This is a genomic window from Shinella oryzae (assembly GCF_023038235.1).
In the GTDB taxonomy this organism is placed as follows: Bacteria; Pseudomonadota; Alphaproteobacteria; order Rhizobiales; family Rhizobiaceae; genus Shinella; species Shinella sumterensis.
Genome location: NZ_CP081987.1, coordinates 1,490,348 through 1,505,971, shown reverse-complemented (window position 1 = coordinate 1,505,971; position 15,624 = coordinate 1,490,348). Strand labels below are relative to the sequence as shown.

16 protein-coding genes and 1 pseudogene are annotated in these 15,624 nt (G+C 62.8%); 8 read left to right on the top strand and 9 right to left on the bottom strand.

The annotated features are described in order from the left end of the window. Nucleotides 1-58: 58 nt before the first annotated feature. From K6301_RS07520 to K6301_RS07505, 4 genes are all read right to left on the bottom strand, one after another. A complete protein-coding gene (locus tag K6301_RS07520) occupies nucleotides 59-817 on the bottom strand; it encodes a hypothetical protein (RefSeq protein ID WP_247220264.1) in 759 nt (252 codons plus the stop codon). Between the two features lie 231 nt (nucleotides 818-1,048). Next, the gene (locus K6301_RS07515; RefSeq protein ID WP_247220263.1) at nucleotides 1,049-1,648 is read right to left on the bottom strand and encodes a transglutaminase-like cysteine peptidase; all 600 of its coding nucleotides are present in this window, start codon (nucleotides 1,646-1,648) and stop codon (nucleotides 1,049-1,051) included. Between the two features lie 479 nt (nucleotides 1,649-2,127). After that, entirely contained in the window at nucleotides 2,128-2,739 is a 612-nt protein-coding gene (locus tag K6301_RS07510; protein WP_247220262.1) for a PilZ domain-containing protein, read from the bottom strand. 152 nt (nucleotides 2,740-2,891) lie between these two features. Further along, a complete protein-coding gene (locus K6301_RS07505) occupies nucleotides 2,892-3,521 on the bottom strand; it encodes a PAS domain-containing protein (RefSeq protein WP_247220261.1) in 630 nt (209 codons plus the stop codon). 290 nt (nucleotides 3,522-3,811) lie between these two features. On the opposite strand from K6301_RS07505, the gene K6301_RS07500 reads away from it, so the two are divergent. Further along, nucleotides 3,812-4,552, top strand: a complete 741-nt coding sequence (locus K6301_RS07500; RefSeq protein WP_247220260.1) for a rhomboid family intramembrane serine protease — start codon at nucleotides 3,812-3,814, stop codon at nucleotides 4,550-4,552. A 186-nt stretch (nucleotides 4,553-4,738) separates the two neighbouring features. Next, the gene (locus tag K6301_RS07495) at nucleotides 4,739-5,167 is read left to right on the top strand and encodes a CBS domain-containing protein (protein WP_134650750.1); all 429 of its coding nucleotides are present in this window, start codon (nucleotides 4,739-4,741) and stop codon (nucleotides 5,165-5,167) included. A gap of 110 nt (nucleotides 5,168-5,277) precedes the next feature. Here K6301_RS07495 and K6301_RS07490 read toward each other — a convergent pair whose 3' ends face one another. From K6301_RS07490 to folE, 3 genes are all read right to left on the bottom strand, one after another. Next, nucleotides 5,278-6,243, bottom strand: coding sequence for a patatin-like phospholipase family protein (locus K6301_RS07490; protein WP_160872430.1), 966 nt, complete (start codon nucleotides 6,241-6,243; stop codon nucleotides 5,278-5,280). Nucleotides 6,244-6,592: 349 nt separating this feature from the next. Further along, nucleotides 6,593-7,045 (bottom strand): phosphoribosyl-AMP cyclohydrolase, encoded by a 453-nt coding sequence (gene hisI / locus K6301_RS07485; RefSeq protein WP_134650748.1) that lies wholly within the window; start codon nucleotides 7,043-7,045, stop codon nucleotides 6,593-6,595. A 36-nt stretch (nucleotides 7,046-7,081) separates the two neighbouring features. Next, nucleotides 7,082-7,693, bottom strand: coding sequence for a GTP cyclohydrolase I FolE (folE, locus tag K6301_RS07480; protein ID WP_134650747.1), 612 nt, complete (start codon nucleotides 7,691-7,693; stop codon nucleotides 7,082-7,084). A 342-nt stretch (nucleotides 7,694-8,035) separates the two neighbouring features. Between folE and K6301_RS07475 the strand changes: the two genes are divergently transcribed. From K6301_RS07475 to K6301_RS07465, 3 genes are read left to right on the top strand one after another with little or no spacing between them, the layout of a single operon-like run. After that, nucleotides 8,036-8,482, top strand: coding sequence for an iron-sulfur cluster assembly scaffold protein (locus tag K6301_RS07475; RefSeq protein ID WP_134650746.1), 447 nt, complete (start codon nucleotides 8,036-8,038; stop codon nucleotides 8,480-8,482). 6 nt (nucleotides 8,483-8,488) lie between these two features. Then, complete coding sequence (gene yidD, locus K6301_RS07470) at nucleotides 8,489-8,869, top strand: membrane protein insertion efficiency factor YidD (RefSeq protein WP_247220259.1); 381 nt, start codon at nucleotides 8,489-8,491, stop codon at nucleotides 8,867-8,869. A 3-nt stretch (nucleotides 8,870-8,872) separates the two neighbouring features. Next, entirely contained in the window at nucleotides 8,873-9,418 is a 546-nt protein-coding gene (locus tag K6301_RS07465; RefSeq protein WP_247220258.1) for a DUF1697 domain-containing protein, read from the top strand. On the opposite strand, the gene K6301_RS07460 is transcribed toward K6301_RS07465, so the two are convergent. Then, entirely contained in the window at nucleotides 9,402-10,250 is an 849-nt protein-coding gene (locus tag K6301_RS07460) for a pseudouridine synthase (RefSeq protein WP_247220256.1), read from the bottom strand. The two genes, K6301_RS07465 and K6301_RS07460, sit on opposite strands and share 17 nt — an antisense overlap. Before the next feature lie 101 nt (nucleotides 10,251-10,351). On the opposite strand from K6301_RS07460, the gene prmB reads away from it, so the two are divergent. After that, nucleotides 10,352-11,269: a 50S ribosomal protein L3 N(5)-glutamine methyltransferase gene (prmB, locus tag K6301_RS07455; protein ID WP_247220254.1), complete on the top strand. Its 918-nt coding sequence runs from the start codon at nucleotides 10,352-10,354 to the stop codon at nucleotides 11,267-11,269. Nucleotides 11,270-11,340: 71 nt separating this feature from the next. After that, nucleotides 11,341-11,844 (top strand): hypothetical protein, encoded by a 504-nt coding sequence (locus K6301_RS07450; RefSeq protein ID WP_247220252.1) that lies wholly within the window; start codon nucleotides 11,341-11,343, stop codon nucleotides 11,842-11,844. A 1,277-nt stretch (nucleotides 11,845-13,121) separates the two neighbouring features. Here K6301_RS07450 and K6301_RS07445 read toward each other — a convergent pair. Beyond that, nucleotides 13,122-13,289: pseudogene (locus K6301_RS07445) on the bottom strand (YegP family protein); the annotation flags it as partial. Nucleotides 13,290-13,616: 327 nt separating this feature from the next. Between K6301_RS07445 and thrS the strand changes: the two are divergent. After that, on the top strand, nucleotides 13,617-15,590 hold the full coding sequence (gene thrS / locus K6301_RS07440) for a threonine--tRNA ligase (RefSeq protein ID WP_247220251.1): 1,974 nt from the start codon (nucleotides 13,617-13,619) through the stop codon (nucleotides 15,588-15,590). Nucleotides 15,591-15,624 lie beyond the last annotated feature (34 nt).

The following is a 15,624-nucleotide window of genomic DNA, read 5'->3' as shown; positions in this document are numbered from 1 at the left end:
GGCACAGCGTTACCAATCGGTTTATGATGAATCATTGGTTGCCGATGCCTGTACTTTTTTATCGGGCTCTGGTGGTGGGGACGCGACCGTCCTCGACGAGGGCGCGGCCGAGATAATCGCGCATGCGGGCCTCGATGGCCTGCCACTGCGGCAAAAGTCTGCTCGAGAAGCGATAAAGCACAGAAAGATCGCGGCCGATGTGGATATCGCGCTGGCAATCGGCGCTGGTCGACTGCTTTTCGTCCGCCGGCATCATGCAGCGCACCGCGTAATCCGTGCCGTCGGGCAGCGTGCCCGTGAAGAAAACCTCGTCGCCATAGGCCGAATTGCCCTTCAGGCGGCGCAGCACGAGCCCGGCCGGGCCCGGTTCCAAACGTTCGTCGAAAAGCTGGCTGTAGATCGGGCCGAGCCGCCCCGACATGTCCTTCGACATCGTGCTTTGCGACAGGTTGAGGAAGACGAGGCTTTCGGGCCGGCCGGCATCGTTGAAGCGAAGCCGTTCGGCATTCGAGTAGCCGGCCATTTCCGGCCATGTCAGGTAGAGGTCGATCCGCTCGGCGCGGCCGATCCTGCGCTGTTCCTCGAAGCGGATGGTGTTGGCGGGAAGGCGGACATGGTCCTGGCCGACGATGATGTCGAGCACGTCGGTGCTTTCGGTGTGGCCGGCGAGCGCGATGCGCTCGCCCATCAGGCGGCCGCCCAGGCTGATCGCGACCGTCAGCGCCGCGAGTGCGGCAACGCCGATGGTCAGGCGCGTCAGCAGGCGATTGGAAATCAGCGGCGTATGCGTTTCCTCGCCCGTCGTTGCCGCTGCCATCTTTCCCTCGCGATTCCCAGAGGTCGAACCTGCGGGGAGCGTCGGCCAACAGGGTTAATTTTCGGTTGATTGTGGACGATGGTGAAAAGAAAGCGGCCGGTTCCGGGGACAACGGAACCGGCCGCAGGGCCATGGTCGGACGGGGATTGGGGGACGGACCGGGCCCTTTCCTGCACCCGGCAGGGCTGCCGGGCTCATTGTCGCGCTGCGCCGTTTCCGGCTACGGCGGTGTTAGTTGACGCTACCGACAGCCTCGGCGCGGCCGTCCTGCAGCTTCACCCACTTGCCGGCATGGACCGACGACTGGCGCTTGAGGAACCGGTATTCGGTTTCCGACCAGAGCATGACCTTGTTGCGCATGTTGTCGAGCACGAAGTCGCCGCGGTCGGTGCGCACGGTCAGGACGGCATGGCCTTCGCCGTTCGGCTGGAGAACGACGGTGATCAGCAGGTTGGAGGGCGCGATGCCGGCTTCCATCAGGCGCTTGCGCTTGATCAGGACATAATCCTCGCAGTCGGCCGCGGCTTCGGGATAGGCCCAGTGCTCTTCGACGCCGTAGATTTCCATGTCGGTCATCGGCACGAATTCGGTGTTGGCCGTGTAGTTGACGTTGAGGATCGTCTTCCAGCTTTCCGGCGTCAGCTTCAGCGGACCGGCGTCCTTGCCGGTCGGGCCGCATTCATCGCTGTAGCGCTTGCAGAATTCGTAATGGCCGATCGGCTGGTTGGTGGCGCCGGCGAGCGGAATGTTGGCCGGCAGGGCCAGCGCGACCTGTGCGGCGGCCAGCGAGAAGAGGAATGCAAACGTCCCTGTCTTGAGTGTTTTTGTCATTGTGTCGTCCCCGTTTGATGGGGTCACAATGACAGGCATGTTTTGATCTTGCGCGAAAACCCGAAGTATAAGTTAGTTCAAATCAAGATCGCATAAGTATAAAATAAAAACAAAATTCGAGTTTTGTTTTATCTGTATTTGAAGCGAATTTGATTAAAATTGTAACGAATTTAGCGCTCGCCGGCTTCCGGCTACTCCGTGATAATTATCTGATTCCATTTGAAATTTCTGGGCTGTTTCCGACGGATATGGTTCTGCAGGCCGGCCGCCGCGCCATCCGATGGGTCACTTCACGCCGGGCTTTGGCCGCCGGATTTTCACTCGCGGCCGGGGCGAGTGGCGTCGACTTGCACTTCGCGCCGATGTCAGCCCAAAATTTTTTTGCGTTTTTTCTGGTGAAGAGGTGCATCGTTCTGAAACAGAAAAGGGCCCGTCGGGCCCTTTTTCGTACAGTCCATGCCGTGTGGTGTCGCGGAATGCTACAGGAACGACGTGAGCGCTTCCTTCGACTGCACCGAGGAGAACTCGATGGCGACGCCTTCCTGGAAGTGGCGGACCACGCGGCCCTTCATGCTGCCGAGCTGCACGGGGGTTCCCAGCGCCGGGCGCACTTCGATATCGACTGCGGCGCCCGACAGCGACAGGTCTATGATCCGGCAGGGATAGCGCCGGCCGTCGTCGAGGGTCAGTTCCGTGCGGGTGTTGCGCGGCGTCAGGCGGTCGTGGCGGCGGTCTTCCGGCAGGCCGAGCTCGTGCTTGTTGGCGATCCAGGTCAGCTGTGCCGCGAGCTTTTCGCGCTTCCTGTCGGTCGCGGTCAGCTGGATGGCAAAGCCAGTATCGTTGAGCAGCGCGACATTGCCCTCGATGCGGCCGAGATGATCGATATAGGCGATGATCCGCTCGCCCATGCGGGGCCGCGCCGCGCATATGAAATTCGCATCGCCCGGCGACATGTCGAGCACCGTGCAGTCATACTCGTCGTGATTGGCGGTCATCAGCCGGCCCGACAGGTTGACCGAGACGCGCTGGAAGTTGCGCTGGTCGCTCTGGGGCTGCCGTGCGGCAGGCGATGCCTGTTGGAAAGAGTACATGAGCGCGGGTGCCTGATGATCCTATCTCTTTCCAACCTTTAATCTTTCTGGGTTAACAGAAGGTTTGCCGCAGCCCGGAAATCTCGTATCCGTCAAGCGTTTCGACAACTTATGGGGGTTGCCGGTTGCATTGCCCGGTGCAGCCCTATCAGTCACTCCGTCTTGCGGCCGCCTTCGAAGATGCGCAGATGCATGACGCGGCTCATCGCCTGGCCGATCCCGGCCGGCCGCATCGTCATGATCGAGGTCGGCACGGGAATGGATGGCCGCGGGGCGGCAAGCGTGTCCGTGCGATCCGGGTCGATGACCGTCAGCGTATCGATCATGGCGTAAAGGAAGGCCGACAGCGGCTGGCGCTGGCCGGGCAGGGGCGCGAACGCGCCGATGATGCGGTCGGCGGTCCGGCCCTGGGTGGCGAGCGGCAGCAGCATGATCTCGGCCTGCGTGGTGTCCAGCGCACCGTCGACGAACTGGGTGTTCAGGATCGTAGGCGCGGTCTGGGCCATGACATTCTCGGCGATCCGCCCGACCCGTTCGCGCAGGTCCGGCGCAAACAGCCGGTCGAAGCCGGTGCCCTTCAGCTCGCGGGCGAACTGCGCGCAGATGCGCGTTCCGGCAAGCCGGAACAGCGGGGCCTTCGCCTCGGCATGTTCCAGGATGAAGACGTCGGGCAGGATGCCGGCGATGTCGGCCGGCTCGATTGCGCTGCGCAGGGGCAAGGCCTGCCGGCCGCGCTGGCGCGTCCAGTAATCGTAAAGTGTCGTCGCGGCCTTGGTCTGCATGCACGTCATCCAATCACTTCTGTCCCGTTCCGGAACGGATTCCGGGGCTGACGGGGCGTGTGAGGTGAGAGGAGCGAGTTTCGTGCCACCGCGCGATTAAGGTTAACAAACGGTTTCGATTGCGCGGCCGGCCGGCTTCGGGAAAAGTCGGGGCATCCCTCCACGAGGGGTGGTTAAGTGCAGATCTTTCAAGCTCCGGGGATTGGGGGCGCGGGCCGTCGGCGAAAGCTGCACGGCCTTTCTTTTATCTGTATAAGCGCGATTCCCTTTGTATGAGTTGGTGGTTCGCAATGCGTGACGACGGCGTGGAAATGCATGATGAGGAGAACGGCGTGCGCAGGCGCGAGCCCGCCTTCAATCTTCCCGGAAGTCTCGTCTTCGTGCTCGGCCTGCTGACGCTCATCCATGCCCTGCGCACCTATGTACTGTCGGTGCCCGCCGACGAGAGCGTGCTCCTGCGCTTCGCCTTCATTCCCGCACGCTACGCCGTGCCGCTTGCCGATCAGGACCTGAGCTGGCTGTGGAGTCCGGTCACCTACTCGCTGCTGCACGGCAGTTGGGAGCACCTGCTGTTCAACGGCTTCTGGATGGTCGCCTTCGGTGCGCCGGTGGTGCGGCGGATCGGCGTCACGCGCTTCTTCCTGTTCTGGTGCCTCTCAGCCATCGCGGCGGTCGCCTTCCACACGGCGCTGCACTGGGGCGAGATGATCCTCGTCGTCGGCGCGTCCGGCGTCGTCTCCGGCTTGATGGGCGCTGCGGCGCGCTTCGTCTTCTCGCCGAGCGGCCGCATCAGCCGGCAGTTCGCCCATCTCAACCGGCGGCTCTCGATCCCCGAGGCGCTGTCGAACCGTTCCGTGCTGGTCTTCTCGGGCATCTGGTTCCTCACGAACTTTCTCGTCGGCGTCGGCCAGGTCTTCGGCTCTGTCGGCGGCGGGGCCATCGCCTGGGAGGCCCATATCGGCGGCTTCCTCTTCGGGTTCCTGTTCTTTCCGATCTTCGACCGGCTGGACAGCGAAGCCCGGCGGGATTGACGCAATCCATAAGCAGTCTTGCAATCGCCGTTTTCGTGGCGCACCATAAGACAGTTCCGGTTCGCACATGCAGACCGGAAGGGATCGGCACACGCACGGAGGAAGCGATGCCTGTCTCACCATACTGGCAGGGCATTCCTGCAAGGGTGCCCCGCCTCTCTGTCATGACGCACACGGGAGGTACGCATGTATGTAAAGTCGATACTGGACGAGAAGGGCCGCAACGTCGTGACCGGCGGCCCACAGCTTACCGTCAGGCAGGCTGCCGTCTACCTTCATGAAAATCACATCGGCGCCATCGTCATCGTGGATCGCAACGACCGCATCTCCGGCATCCTGACCGAGCGCGACATCGTTGCCGCCGTGGCCCGCAATGGTGCGGAATGCCTGGAAAAGCCGATTTCCTCCATCATGTGGGGCAACGTCCACCGCTGCGGTGAGGCGCAATCCGTCGAAGACATCATGGAAATGATGAGCAAGCTACGCGCGCGCCATATCCCCGTGGAGAAAGACGGGCGGCTGGTCGGCATCATCTCCATCGGCGACGTGGTGAAAGCCCATATCCGCGCGATCAAGCATGAGGCCGAAGCGATCAAGGCCTATATCGCGAGCTGACCGCATCGCGACCGGCCCGGTGAAACGGTTTCGGGCGGAACGATCCTAGCCGTTCCGCCCGCCTTTATTCTTGCAGAATTCCTGCAGGCTTTCCCTGATATTGCCGCGCCTCAGCGCACGGCTCGCACGACTTCCTGCATGCGCTGGATTTCGGCGATGCGCGCCTTGGCTTCCTGATAGCCGCGGTCGATGGCTTCGCCGGCGCGGTGGAACTCCGAAAGGCCGATATCGGCGAGCTTCGGATGCAGCGCGAGATCCGGCGGGTCGCCGGCAAGGCGCGCGCGGGAAATGCGGTCCTGGATGATGTTGAACGACTGCACCATCACGCCGGTCAGGCCGAGCCGCGCAGCACTGTCTTCCTGCCGGTGTTCGTCGATCTTCTGCTGGCTGGCGCTGTGCTTGATCACCGCCGAGCGGCCGTAGAGGTCGTAGTTGAGATTGACCGCAACGACGAGCGGCTCTTCATAGGCGCGGCAGACGGAGACGGGCACCGGATTGACGAGCGCGCCGTCGACCAGCGTGCGGTTGTTGCATTTGATCGGTTCGAAAATGCCGGGCAGGGCGTAGGACGCGCGCAACGCCGTGATCAGCGAGCCGCCGTTGATCCACACTTCATGGCCGCTGTTGACCTCCGTCGCCACCGCCACAAAGGGGCGGTCGAGGTCTTCGATCGCGAGATTTTCGAGATGCTCCTGCATGCGCTTTGTCAGCCGCATGCCACCGAACAGGCCGGAGCCGCGAATGGTGAAATCCAGGAGGCTGGCGATCCGGCGCATGGTGAGCGACCGGGCAAAGCTCTCCAGTTCGTCGAGCTTGCCGGCGAGATAGCAGCCGCCGACGAGGGCGCCGATCGAGGTGCCCGCGATCATGCCGACTTCGATGCCCTCTTCCTCCAGCGCCCTGAGGACGCCGATATGGGCCCAGCCGCGGGCAGCGCCGCCGCCGAGTGCGAGTGCGATCTTGGACTTGCGGGGCGGGGCGGGTGCAGGCATGGGCGGGAGCGTGTCGAGGGTGGGGTCGCCGGGATTGGATGCGTCCGATGGCATCAGGCTGCGGTTGAAACTCCAGTTCAGCATTCCGGACCTCCATTCCCGAAAGGAATTCGCGGTGACGCGACCGGTTCCGCCGCTTCAACACCTGCGAATACAGGATATAGGGCAGGATAAGGGCGATGCGTATCGCGGGGAACTTTCAACGTGAAAAAAAGATGCGGATGCGCGATTTTGCGGAGGCTTGCCTGTGTTCGCAGGGGGGCCGTCATCCACGGGGTGGCGCTGGAGACCGGTCTTGATGCAGGAGTGCGATGCGCTTCCATCTCGTGATCCGCATGGCGGGGGTAAAAGCCGCCATGCGAGCCATTAGGCAATTCGAACGGTTTCCAATTCGTGAAAACGTCTCGAATCTGGACGAAAATCGCGCAGATGCTTAATTTTTGCTGTAGACAGCAGCCGGATCGAACTGCGGCTCGCCGCCGGTGATTGTCAGCACCGCGCCGTCGGGTCCGTTCGAGACGGTGCGGTAGAAGCAGGAGCGGCGGCCGGTGTGGCAGGTGGCGTCATGACCGGCCACGGACACTTTCAGCCAGACCGCATCCTGATCGCAATCCGTGCGCAGTTCCACCACCGTCTGGAGATTGCCCGAGGTCTCGCCCTTCTTCCAGAGCGCGTTGCGCGAGCGGCTCCAGTAGTGCGCGATGCCGGTCTCGATGGTCAGCGCCAGCGACTGGGCGTTCATGTGCGCCACCATCAGCAGCTCGCCGTCCTTCGCATCCGTCACGACGGCGGTCACAAGCCCGCTTTCGTCGAAACGCGGGGTGAATGCGGTTCCGGTCTCGAGTTCGGCCTTGTCTTTCGAAGGGGCGTCGAAGGTGATCGGCATGGCGGCGGCTCCGTCTCGCGAAGCCGGCCGTTTCGCCTAGCTTCGTATCATGGTCATGAACCGGACCTGTTCGGTCGGCTCGGTCTTGAAGGCACCGGTAAAGGTGGTGGTCAGCGTTGTCGAGCCCTGTTTCTGGATGCCTCGCATCGCCATGCACATATGCTCGGCCTCGATCATCACGGCCACGCCGCGCGGATTGAGCGTCTCGTCGATCGACTTGGCGATCTGCGCCGTCATGGTTTCCTGCGTCTGCAGGCGGCGGCCGTAGATTTCCACCACGCGGGCGATCTTGGAAAGGCCGAGCACCCGGCCGTTCGGCAGATAGGCGACGTGCGCCTTGCCGATGATCGGCACCATATGGTGTTCGCAATGCGAGAAAAACGGGATATCGCGCACCAGCACCATGTCGTCGTAGCCGGCGACTTCCTCGAAGGTGCGGCCCAGCACGTCCTCGGCGGCGAGGTCGTATCCGGAGAACAGCTCACGATAGGCCTTGGCCACGCGCTTGGGCGTGTCCAGCAGGCCTTCGCGTTCCGGGTCGTCACCGGCCCAGCGAAGCAGGACGCGAACGGCATCCTCCGCCTCTTTCTGGGAGGGGCGATCCGTCTGGTCTTCGGGGCGCGGAAAATTCGTTACGATGGCGTCCATGGTCGTGGAGACCTTTCTGCAGGTTATCTGACGTGTATTCGGACTCGCCACTGGCCATTCGCCTAACCCTGCAGGCTTGGGTTCCGTTGGCGGGCTCCGGGGCTTTCAGGTCTCGCTTAACAGTGCGCTGACCGTCCGGCACGGTTTCCCAAACAACAGGTGGTGTCCGCTTTCCGCCATTTCGCTTCTTGCAAAACACGCACCCCAATACGAGCTATCATATAGTATGGATCACTGGTCGCGAAAGAGGCAGGAGGCGACACGTCGTGCTTTTTTCCCGACCCGATCGGAATAATATCCCCGGATCATTGAAGATTTCGCAAAAAGTGCGAAAAGCAGGTCATGATGGACGATATCTATAACAGCCGCATTCTCGAATTTGCCGGCAACATTCCGCGGATCGGCACGCTTGACGACGCGGATGCCGAGGCAGGCGCCCATTCCAAGCTCTGCGGTTCCCGCGTGAAGGTCTATATCAAGCTCGACGGCGACCGGGTCAGCGACTTCGCGCATGAGGTGAAGGCCTGCGCGCTGGGGCAGGCGTCGTCCTCCATCATGGCGCGCCATGTGATCGGCGCCACCGTTGAGGACATTCGCCGGGCGCGCGAGGACATGCTGGCCATGCTGAAGGCCGACGGCGAGGGCCCGGGCGGACGTTTCGAGGAAATGCGCTTCCTCAAGCCCGTGAAGGACTACAAGGCGCGCCACGCCTCCACCATGCTGACCTTCGATGCGGTGGTGGATGCCATCGGCCAGATCGAGGCGAAGCGGCTCGAAAAAGCCGGGTGAAGCGCGATGTGCGACGGCCCGGACTGCCGGCATGCCGCGCCGGCTTCGGCTTCGGCTTCGGCTTCTAAGGGCCGCAACTGGTCGGGACCGTTCCGCAAGACACCGGGCCGGCTTTTCGGCATGGGCCTCATTCGCTTCTATCAGCTCACGCTTTCCGGTTTCATCGGCAATTCCTGCCGGCATCTGCCGACCTGCTCGGAATACGGCTATGAGGCGGTCGCACGCCACGGCCTGTGGCGGGGCGGTTTCATGACGCTGTTTCGCGTCGCGCGCTGCGGCCCGGGCGGCACGCATGGTTTCGATCCCGTGCCCGAGACGCTGGAGCGCCGGTTCGCCTGGTGGGCGCCGTGGCGGCTGTGGCGCGTGTCGCGCGCCGGCAGGGGCTGAGCCATGACGACCTATGTCGCGCTGCTGCATTCCATCGTGCTCGCGCCGGGCCGGCGGCTGGTGATGGCGGATCTCAAGGCCATGGCCGAGGACCTCGGTTTTGCCGCGCCGCGCACCTATGTCGCCACGGGCAACCTCGTCTTCGAGGGTGATGAGGCCCCAATCGGGGCGCTTGAGACCCGCCTGGAGGCGGCATTTCAGGCGCGGTTCGGCAAGCATGTCGATATCATCCTGCGCACGGCGCAGGCCTGGAGGATGACCGCGGCGCAAAATCCCTATGCCGACGGCAATGGCCAGGATGTCGGCATCCGCGTCATGCGCCGGCCGCTCGGCCCGGAGGCGCTTGCCATGCTTGAAGCCTTCGCCGCGCCATCGGTTCGCATGCAGATCGTCAACGGCGACCTGTGGGTCGATTTCGGCGGCAAGCCTGCCGAGACGCGGCTGCTGTCGCATCTGACGACCCGCAAGCTCGGCATCGGCACGCTGCGCAATGCCAACACCGTCAACGGCCTCGCGAAGATGGTTGCATTGGTCAGCGGCGGCGGGTGAGGCTGCGCAGGTTGCGCACTTCCGTCTCGCTCAGCGGGCGCACGGCGCCCTTTTCGAGATCGCCGAGCGGCAGGTTGCCGATGGCGACGCGCACGAGGCGCAGGCATTCCACGCCGAGCGCTTCGAGCATGCGGCGGATATGGCGGTTGCGGCCCTCGTCGAGCTCGATTTCGAGCCAGGCGTTCTTTTCGCCCGCCCGCAGCTGCCGCACCCGGCGCGCCTTCAGGACGTCGCCGTCATGGATGACGCCGCGCGCCATCGCCTCAAGCAAGGGAGCGTCGGCCTGCCGGTCGATCTGCACGTGATAGGTCTTGGCGACATGGGTCTCGGGATCGAGCAGGGCGTTGGCGAACTGCGTGTCGTTGGTGAAGAGCAACAGGCCCTCGCTTGCCTTGTCGAGCCGGCCGACGGGCGAGAGATGGGCGTGCTCGACGCCCGCGAGGCAATTATAGACCGTCGGGCGGCCCTCCGGGTCGTGGCGGGTGGTGACGAGGCCGCGCGGCTTGTTGAGCATGAGATAGACCGGCGCCTCGGCGACCACCGGCCGGCCATCGACGGCGAGCGCGGTTTCGGCAAGGTCGATCCACGTCTCGGGATCGGTGACGACGCGGCCGGCGACCGTGACGCGGCCTTGCGTGATCAGCGCTTCCGCCTGAGTGCGCGAGCAGAAGCCGAGCTTGGAGAGCGCGCGGGGCAGGGTGACGCGCTTGCCGTCCTGTGCCGCCTTCGGCCTTGCGGACAGGCGCGGCTTAGCGACTGCGGGCGCACGCGCTACCGCGCCTGCCTTGCGGGAGGGGGCCGGTCTCTGCCTGTTGCGCGTATCCTTCGCCATGCTGTCGCGGAAAGCCTCTATGGTTATGATTGACCGCTCCGCCCTTGCCATTCTAAAGCCGGGTCAGTCCAGAGAATACTATAGCGCACACGAGGCCGCCGTTGACACAGCAAGACATCACAACCGAACTCGTGACGCTGCGCGACTACTGGCGCTATGCGATCTCGCGCTTCAACGCCGCCGATCTCAGCTACGGCCACGGCACGACGACGGCGAGCGACGACGCGGCCTACCTGCTGCTCGACACGCTGGAACTGCCGATCGACGCGCTCGATCCCTTCCTCGATGCCCGCCTGCTGCCCGACGAGCGCCGGCTGCTTGCCGAGCGCATCGAGACGCGGGTGACGACGCGCAAGCCCTCGTCCTATATTACCGGGCGCGCCTATATCCAGGGCGTGCGCTTCCATGTCGACGAGCGGGTGATCGTGCCGCGCTCGCATATCGGCGAGATCCTGTTTGCCGAATATCTCGGCGAAAACGGCTCGGCCTTCCTGCCCGATCCGATGACGGTGACGAGCGCCGTCGACATCTGCACGGGCTCGGGCTGCCTGGCGGTGCTGGCGGCAAAGTTCTTCCCGCATGCCACGGTCGATGCCGTCGACCTCTCGGCCGATGCGCTGGAGGTCGCGAAGATCAATCTCGACGAACACGATGTCGAGGACCAGGTGACGCTGTTTCAGGGCGATCTCTTCGAACCGCTCGAAGGCAGCACCTACGACCTCATCATCACCAATCCGCCCTATGTCGACCACGAGGCGCTGGAAGGCTACCCGCCGGAATTCCGCGCCGAGCCGGAAATGGCCCATGACGGCGGCGTGGACGGGCTCGATCTGGTGCGCCGCATCCTTGCCGACGCGCCCGCCTATCTCAACCCCGAGGGCGGCATGATCTGCGAGATCGGCTCGGGTCGGGAAATCCTGGAAGAGGAATTCCCGCATCTCGATTTCGTCTGGCTGGAAACGGCCGAGTCGCAGGACGCCGTGTTCTGGATTTCCGCCGAGGCGCTCGGCGTCTCCTGAGCGTCATACGTCTCCTGAGCGCCACGCGTCTCCCGGGCCTTCGACCGGCCACGCCGGGCACGCCGGCCGCCGTGCCGGCCCAGCTTGCGGGCGCGCGGCAGGCCTTCGGGCGGTGGAAATGCGAGGGGTTCGCCATCGCCCGCACCGTCCGCTGCCGTATCGTCGTCATCTTCGCCGGGGACGAGCCCCCAGGCCTCCCGGATGATGCGGTCTACGTCCATGACGCCGTCGATCAGGCGCCGGATATCCGCGCCGGTGACGATGCAGGGCGGAAGCGTGGCGCTGTCGGGCAATGCGTCCGCTTTACCGCCCGGGCGAGGGCAGCCGGCGCAGCGCCGCGCCCGCCGGCAGCGCGGCAGGCGGCAGGTGCGGAAGAAGCCGGCCTCGGTCGCCCCGAACTGGTGGATGACCAGCCTGTGGTCATCGTCGCCCTCGGGCGGTGCGGTGGTGCCGTGCCTGTCTGGTGTCATGGTTCTCTCCTGGGCTCTCTCCTGGGGTCTCTCGTGGGGCCTCTTCCGGGGTCTCCGGCAGATTGCGCGCAGCCGGAACGGCCCGCAGGTTTCCCATCGGGTTGAAAATGTCGGGACCGGAGAACCGCGCGAAAGCGTTGCCTCTGGAAAGGGTGTGTGTGGTGGCTTCGCTTTCGCGCGGCCCAAGCGTTCTTCGGAGGCGGTCTTGTCCTCCTTCAGGCATGGCAGGGCTTCGCTGCGCATTCTGGCTGGCCCATGCGCCTTGTCCGAAAACCGCGTTCCGCACTTTCCGGGGGCATGGGCTGCCATCCTGCCTGCATGGCGGACCCAAACCGACCCCGCGACCCGGGGAAGGGGGAAGCCCCGCACGACGAAGGGCGTCACCCCCTCGTCGCTCCAAACCTCTCTCGCCCCCGCCGCACGTTACGGCAGACAACGAAAGCGCCTCCTCCCGCCCGCATCGACACGTTACGCGATCCGTCCGGCGGCGGAAGGACGCTCAGGATAGGCGCGGTTCGGGGAGCGGGGATGATTCGCGGGTGAATTTGGCGATGGGGACTGGAATGATTGGGTTTTTTCGGTGGCGGCGTCCCCGTGTTTCAGAGGTGGGCGCCATCGTTGCAGCATCCCCGGTCGCCGCCGCACCCACCGTTTCCACAGATGCTGTCGCTACACCCAGTGACGTCATCCTCGGGCCTGGCCCGAGGATCCCTGCTCGTCCGTTTTTTGCTGTGTTAGATCCTCGGGTCAGATGACAGGGAAACGGGCGCGGCTTATGGTGTGGCGTTGTAGGTTGGGCGGCTGCTTTATGGATTTTCGTCTTTGCCGCATCTTTTCGCAAAACCGAAAGCGCCTCCTCCCACCCGAATCAATATGTCGCATGATCCGTCCGGCGGCAAAGTGGGACTCAGGGCACGCGACGTTTTGTGGGTGAGGATTGGGCTAATTGGAACTTTCCTGTGTAGGCGCCCAGCAAAGTGTACCAGTCTGTCTGCTGTGTCACAGCTTTAAAAAGTTATACTTAAAAGCTTCGCTAACGCCGCGAGGGCGGAAAGAGCCAGTGTTCCGATGACAGCACTTGCGGATTGGCTAAAAATCCAGAGGAGTGTGCTTTTTGCCACCTGCCAGATGTGAGAAGGTCTTACCCATTGCCATTTTTGTTCTGATTCAATTTGCGAAATTTCGGATTTCGCGATTTCTATTTCCTCAGAAGATAGATCACCTAGATCGTTTGAAGTGCGAATACTCTCTTCCAGTTTTTCGAACGCAGCCTTGAATTCTTTAAATTCCGCCGAATTATGGTCAAAACTGACGATGCGATCTGCTGCTGGAATAGGCGCGTTTTCAAGTCTGCGCTTAAGAATTTCAATGTCGCTGGTTGGATCTTCGACGGAAGCCGTCGGAGCGTTCTTTTTAATGCTATCTATCAGATTTTGAGCTGAGTCTTTATTCGAATAACCTTCTGACCTCCAAATCACTTCAGAATTGTATTTGAACCTAACGCGAAACTCACCTGTTTTATCCTTGTATATCTCAAATTTGTGCGCCACATACTCCCCCATCAATCATAATTGCTTTTCAATTTATGCGTGTCTTTAAACGCAATATCAACATTTGCCGTACTGCCGTTGTCAGAATTGACCTATTTGCGAATGTGAACTTTCCATGTGTTATCGGATTCGTCCAGACCGGGCAGAAGCTCGTCAGCCACCGGTAACATCGTGTCGGGAGGCTTATCTACCCCAGCAACTAAAAGCGCCACCCCTTCCAATCCCTCCAAAATCCCCGTATACCGCGCGACGCACGCGCCGGGGCATCCGGCCTCTTCCCTTCGCATACCACCCGCATTCGTTGGCGGGACTGGATAGGAGAATTTCATGTCTGCACCTGTTTCCCTGACATTTCCCGATGGCTCCGTTCGCGAATATCCCGCGGGCTCGACGGGGCGTGATGTGGCGGAGGCGATTTCCAAGTCGCTGGCCAAGAAGGCGGTTGCCATTGCGCTCGACGGCGAGTTGCGCGATCTCTCCGATCCCATTTCGGACGGGCGGATCGAGATCGTCACCCGCGAGGACGACCGCGCGCTGGAGCTGATCCGTCACGACGCCGCCCACGTCATGGCCGAGGCCGTGCAGGAGCTTTGGCCCGGCACGCAGGTGACCATCGGCCCGGTCATCGACAACGGCTTCTATTACGACTTCGCCAAGAACGAGCCCTTCACGCCCGACGACCTGCCCAAGATCGAAAAGCGCATGAAGGAGATCATCCAGCGCAACAAGCCGTTCACCAAGGAAATCTGGTCGCGCGACAAGGCGCACCAGGTGTTTGCCGACAAGGGCGAGGCCTACAAGGTCGAGCTGGTCGATGCGATCCCGGCGGGGCAGGACCTGAAAATCTATTACCAGGGCGACTGGTTCGACCTGTGTCGCGGCCCGCACATGGCCTCGACCGGCCAGATCGGTACGGCCTTCAAGCTGATGAAGGTGGCCGGCGCCTATTGGCGCGGCGACAGCAACAACCCGATGCTGACGCGCATCTACGGCACCGCCTGGCGCACGCAGGAGGAGCTCGACACCTATCTCAACATCCTCGCCGAGGCCGAGAAGCGCGACCACCGTCGCCTCGGCCGCGAAATGGACCTGTTCCATTTCCAGGAGGAAGGGCCGGGCGTCGTGTTCTGGCACGGCAAGGGCTGGCGCATGTTCCAGACGCTCGTCGCCTATATGCGCCGTCGCCTGGCCGGCACCTATGAAGAGGTGAACGCGCCGCAGGTGCTCGACAAGTCGTTGTGGGAAACCTCCGGCCACTGGGGCTGGTATCGCGACAACATGTTCAAGGTGACCGTTGCCGGCGACGAGACCGACGACGAGCGCGTCTTTGCGCTGAAGCCGATGAACTGCCCGGGCCATGTGCAGATCTTCAAGCATGGCTTGAAGTCCTATCGCGAACTGCCCGTGCGCCTTGCGGAATTCGGCAACGTGCATCGCTACGAGCCTTCGGGCGCGCTGCACGGTCTGATGCGCGTGCGCGGCTTCACGCAGGACGATGCACATGTCTTCTGCACCGACGAGCAGATGGCGGCGGAATGCCTGCGCATCAACGACCTGATCCTTTCCGTTTACAAGGATTTCGGCTTCGAGGAGATCACCATCAAGCTCTCCACCCGGCCAGAAAAGCGCGTCGGCTCGGACGAGTTGTGGGATCGCGCCGAAGGCGTGATGACACAGGTGCTCGACACGATCCAGCAGCAGTCGAACAACATCAGGACCGGCATCCTGCCGGGCGAGGGCGCGTTCTACGGGCCGAAGTTCGAATATACGCTGAAGGACGCCATCGGCCGCGAATGGCAATGCGGCACCACGCAGGTCGACTTCAACCTGCCGGAACGCTTCGGCGCCTTCTATATCGACCAGAATTCCGACAAGAAGCAGCCCGTCATGATCCACCGCGCCATCTGCGGCTCGATGGAACGTTTCCTCGGCATCCTGATCGAGAACTTCGCCGGCCATATGCCGCTGTGGATCGCCCCGCAGCAGGTGGTGGTCGCCACCATCACCTCGGAGGCCGACGACTATGGCCGCGAGGTGGCCGAGAAGCTGCGCGAGGCGGGGCTGACGGTCGAGACCGACTTCCGCAACGAGAAGATCAACTACAAGGTCCGCGAGCATTCCGTGACCAAGGTGCCTGTTATCGTCGTGTGCGGCAAGCGCGAGGCGGAGGAGCGCACGGTCAATATCCGCCGTCTCGGCTCGCAGAACCAGACGTCGATGACGCTCGACGAGGCGATCGCATCGCTCGCCGACGAGGCGATGCCGCCGGACCTCAAGCGCAAGCGCGACAGGGTCGCTTGAGCACCCTGCCATCTGTCTGAAAACCTTCATGATC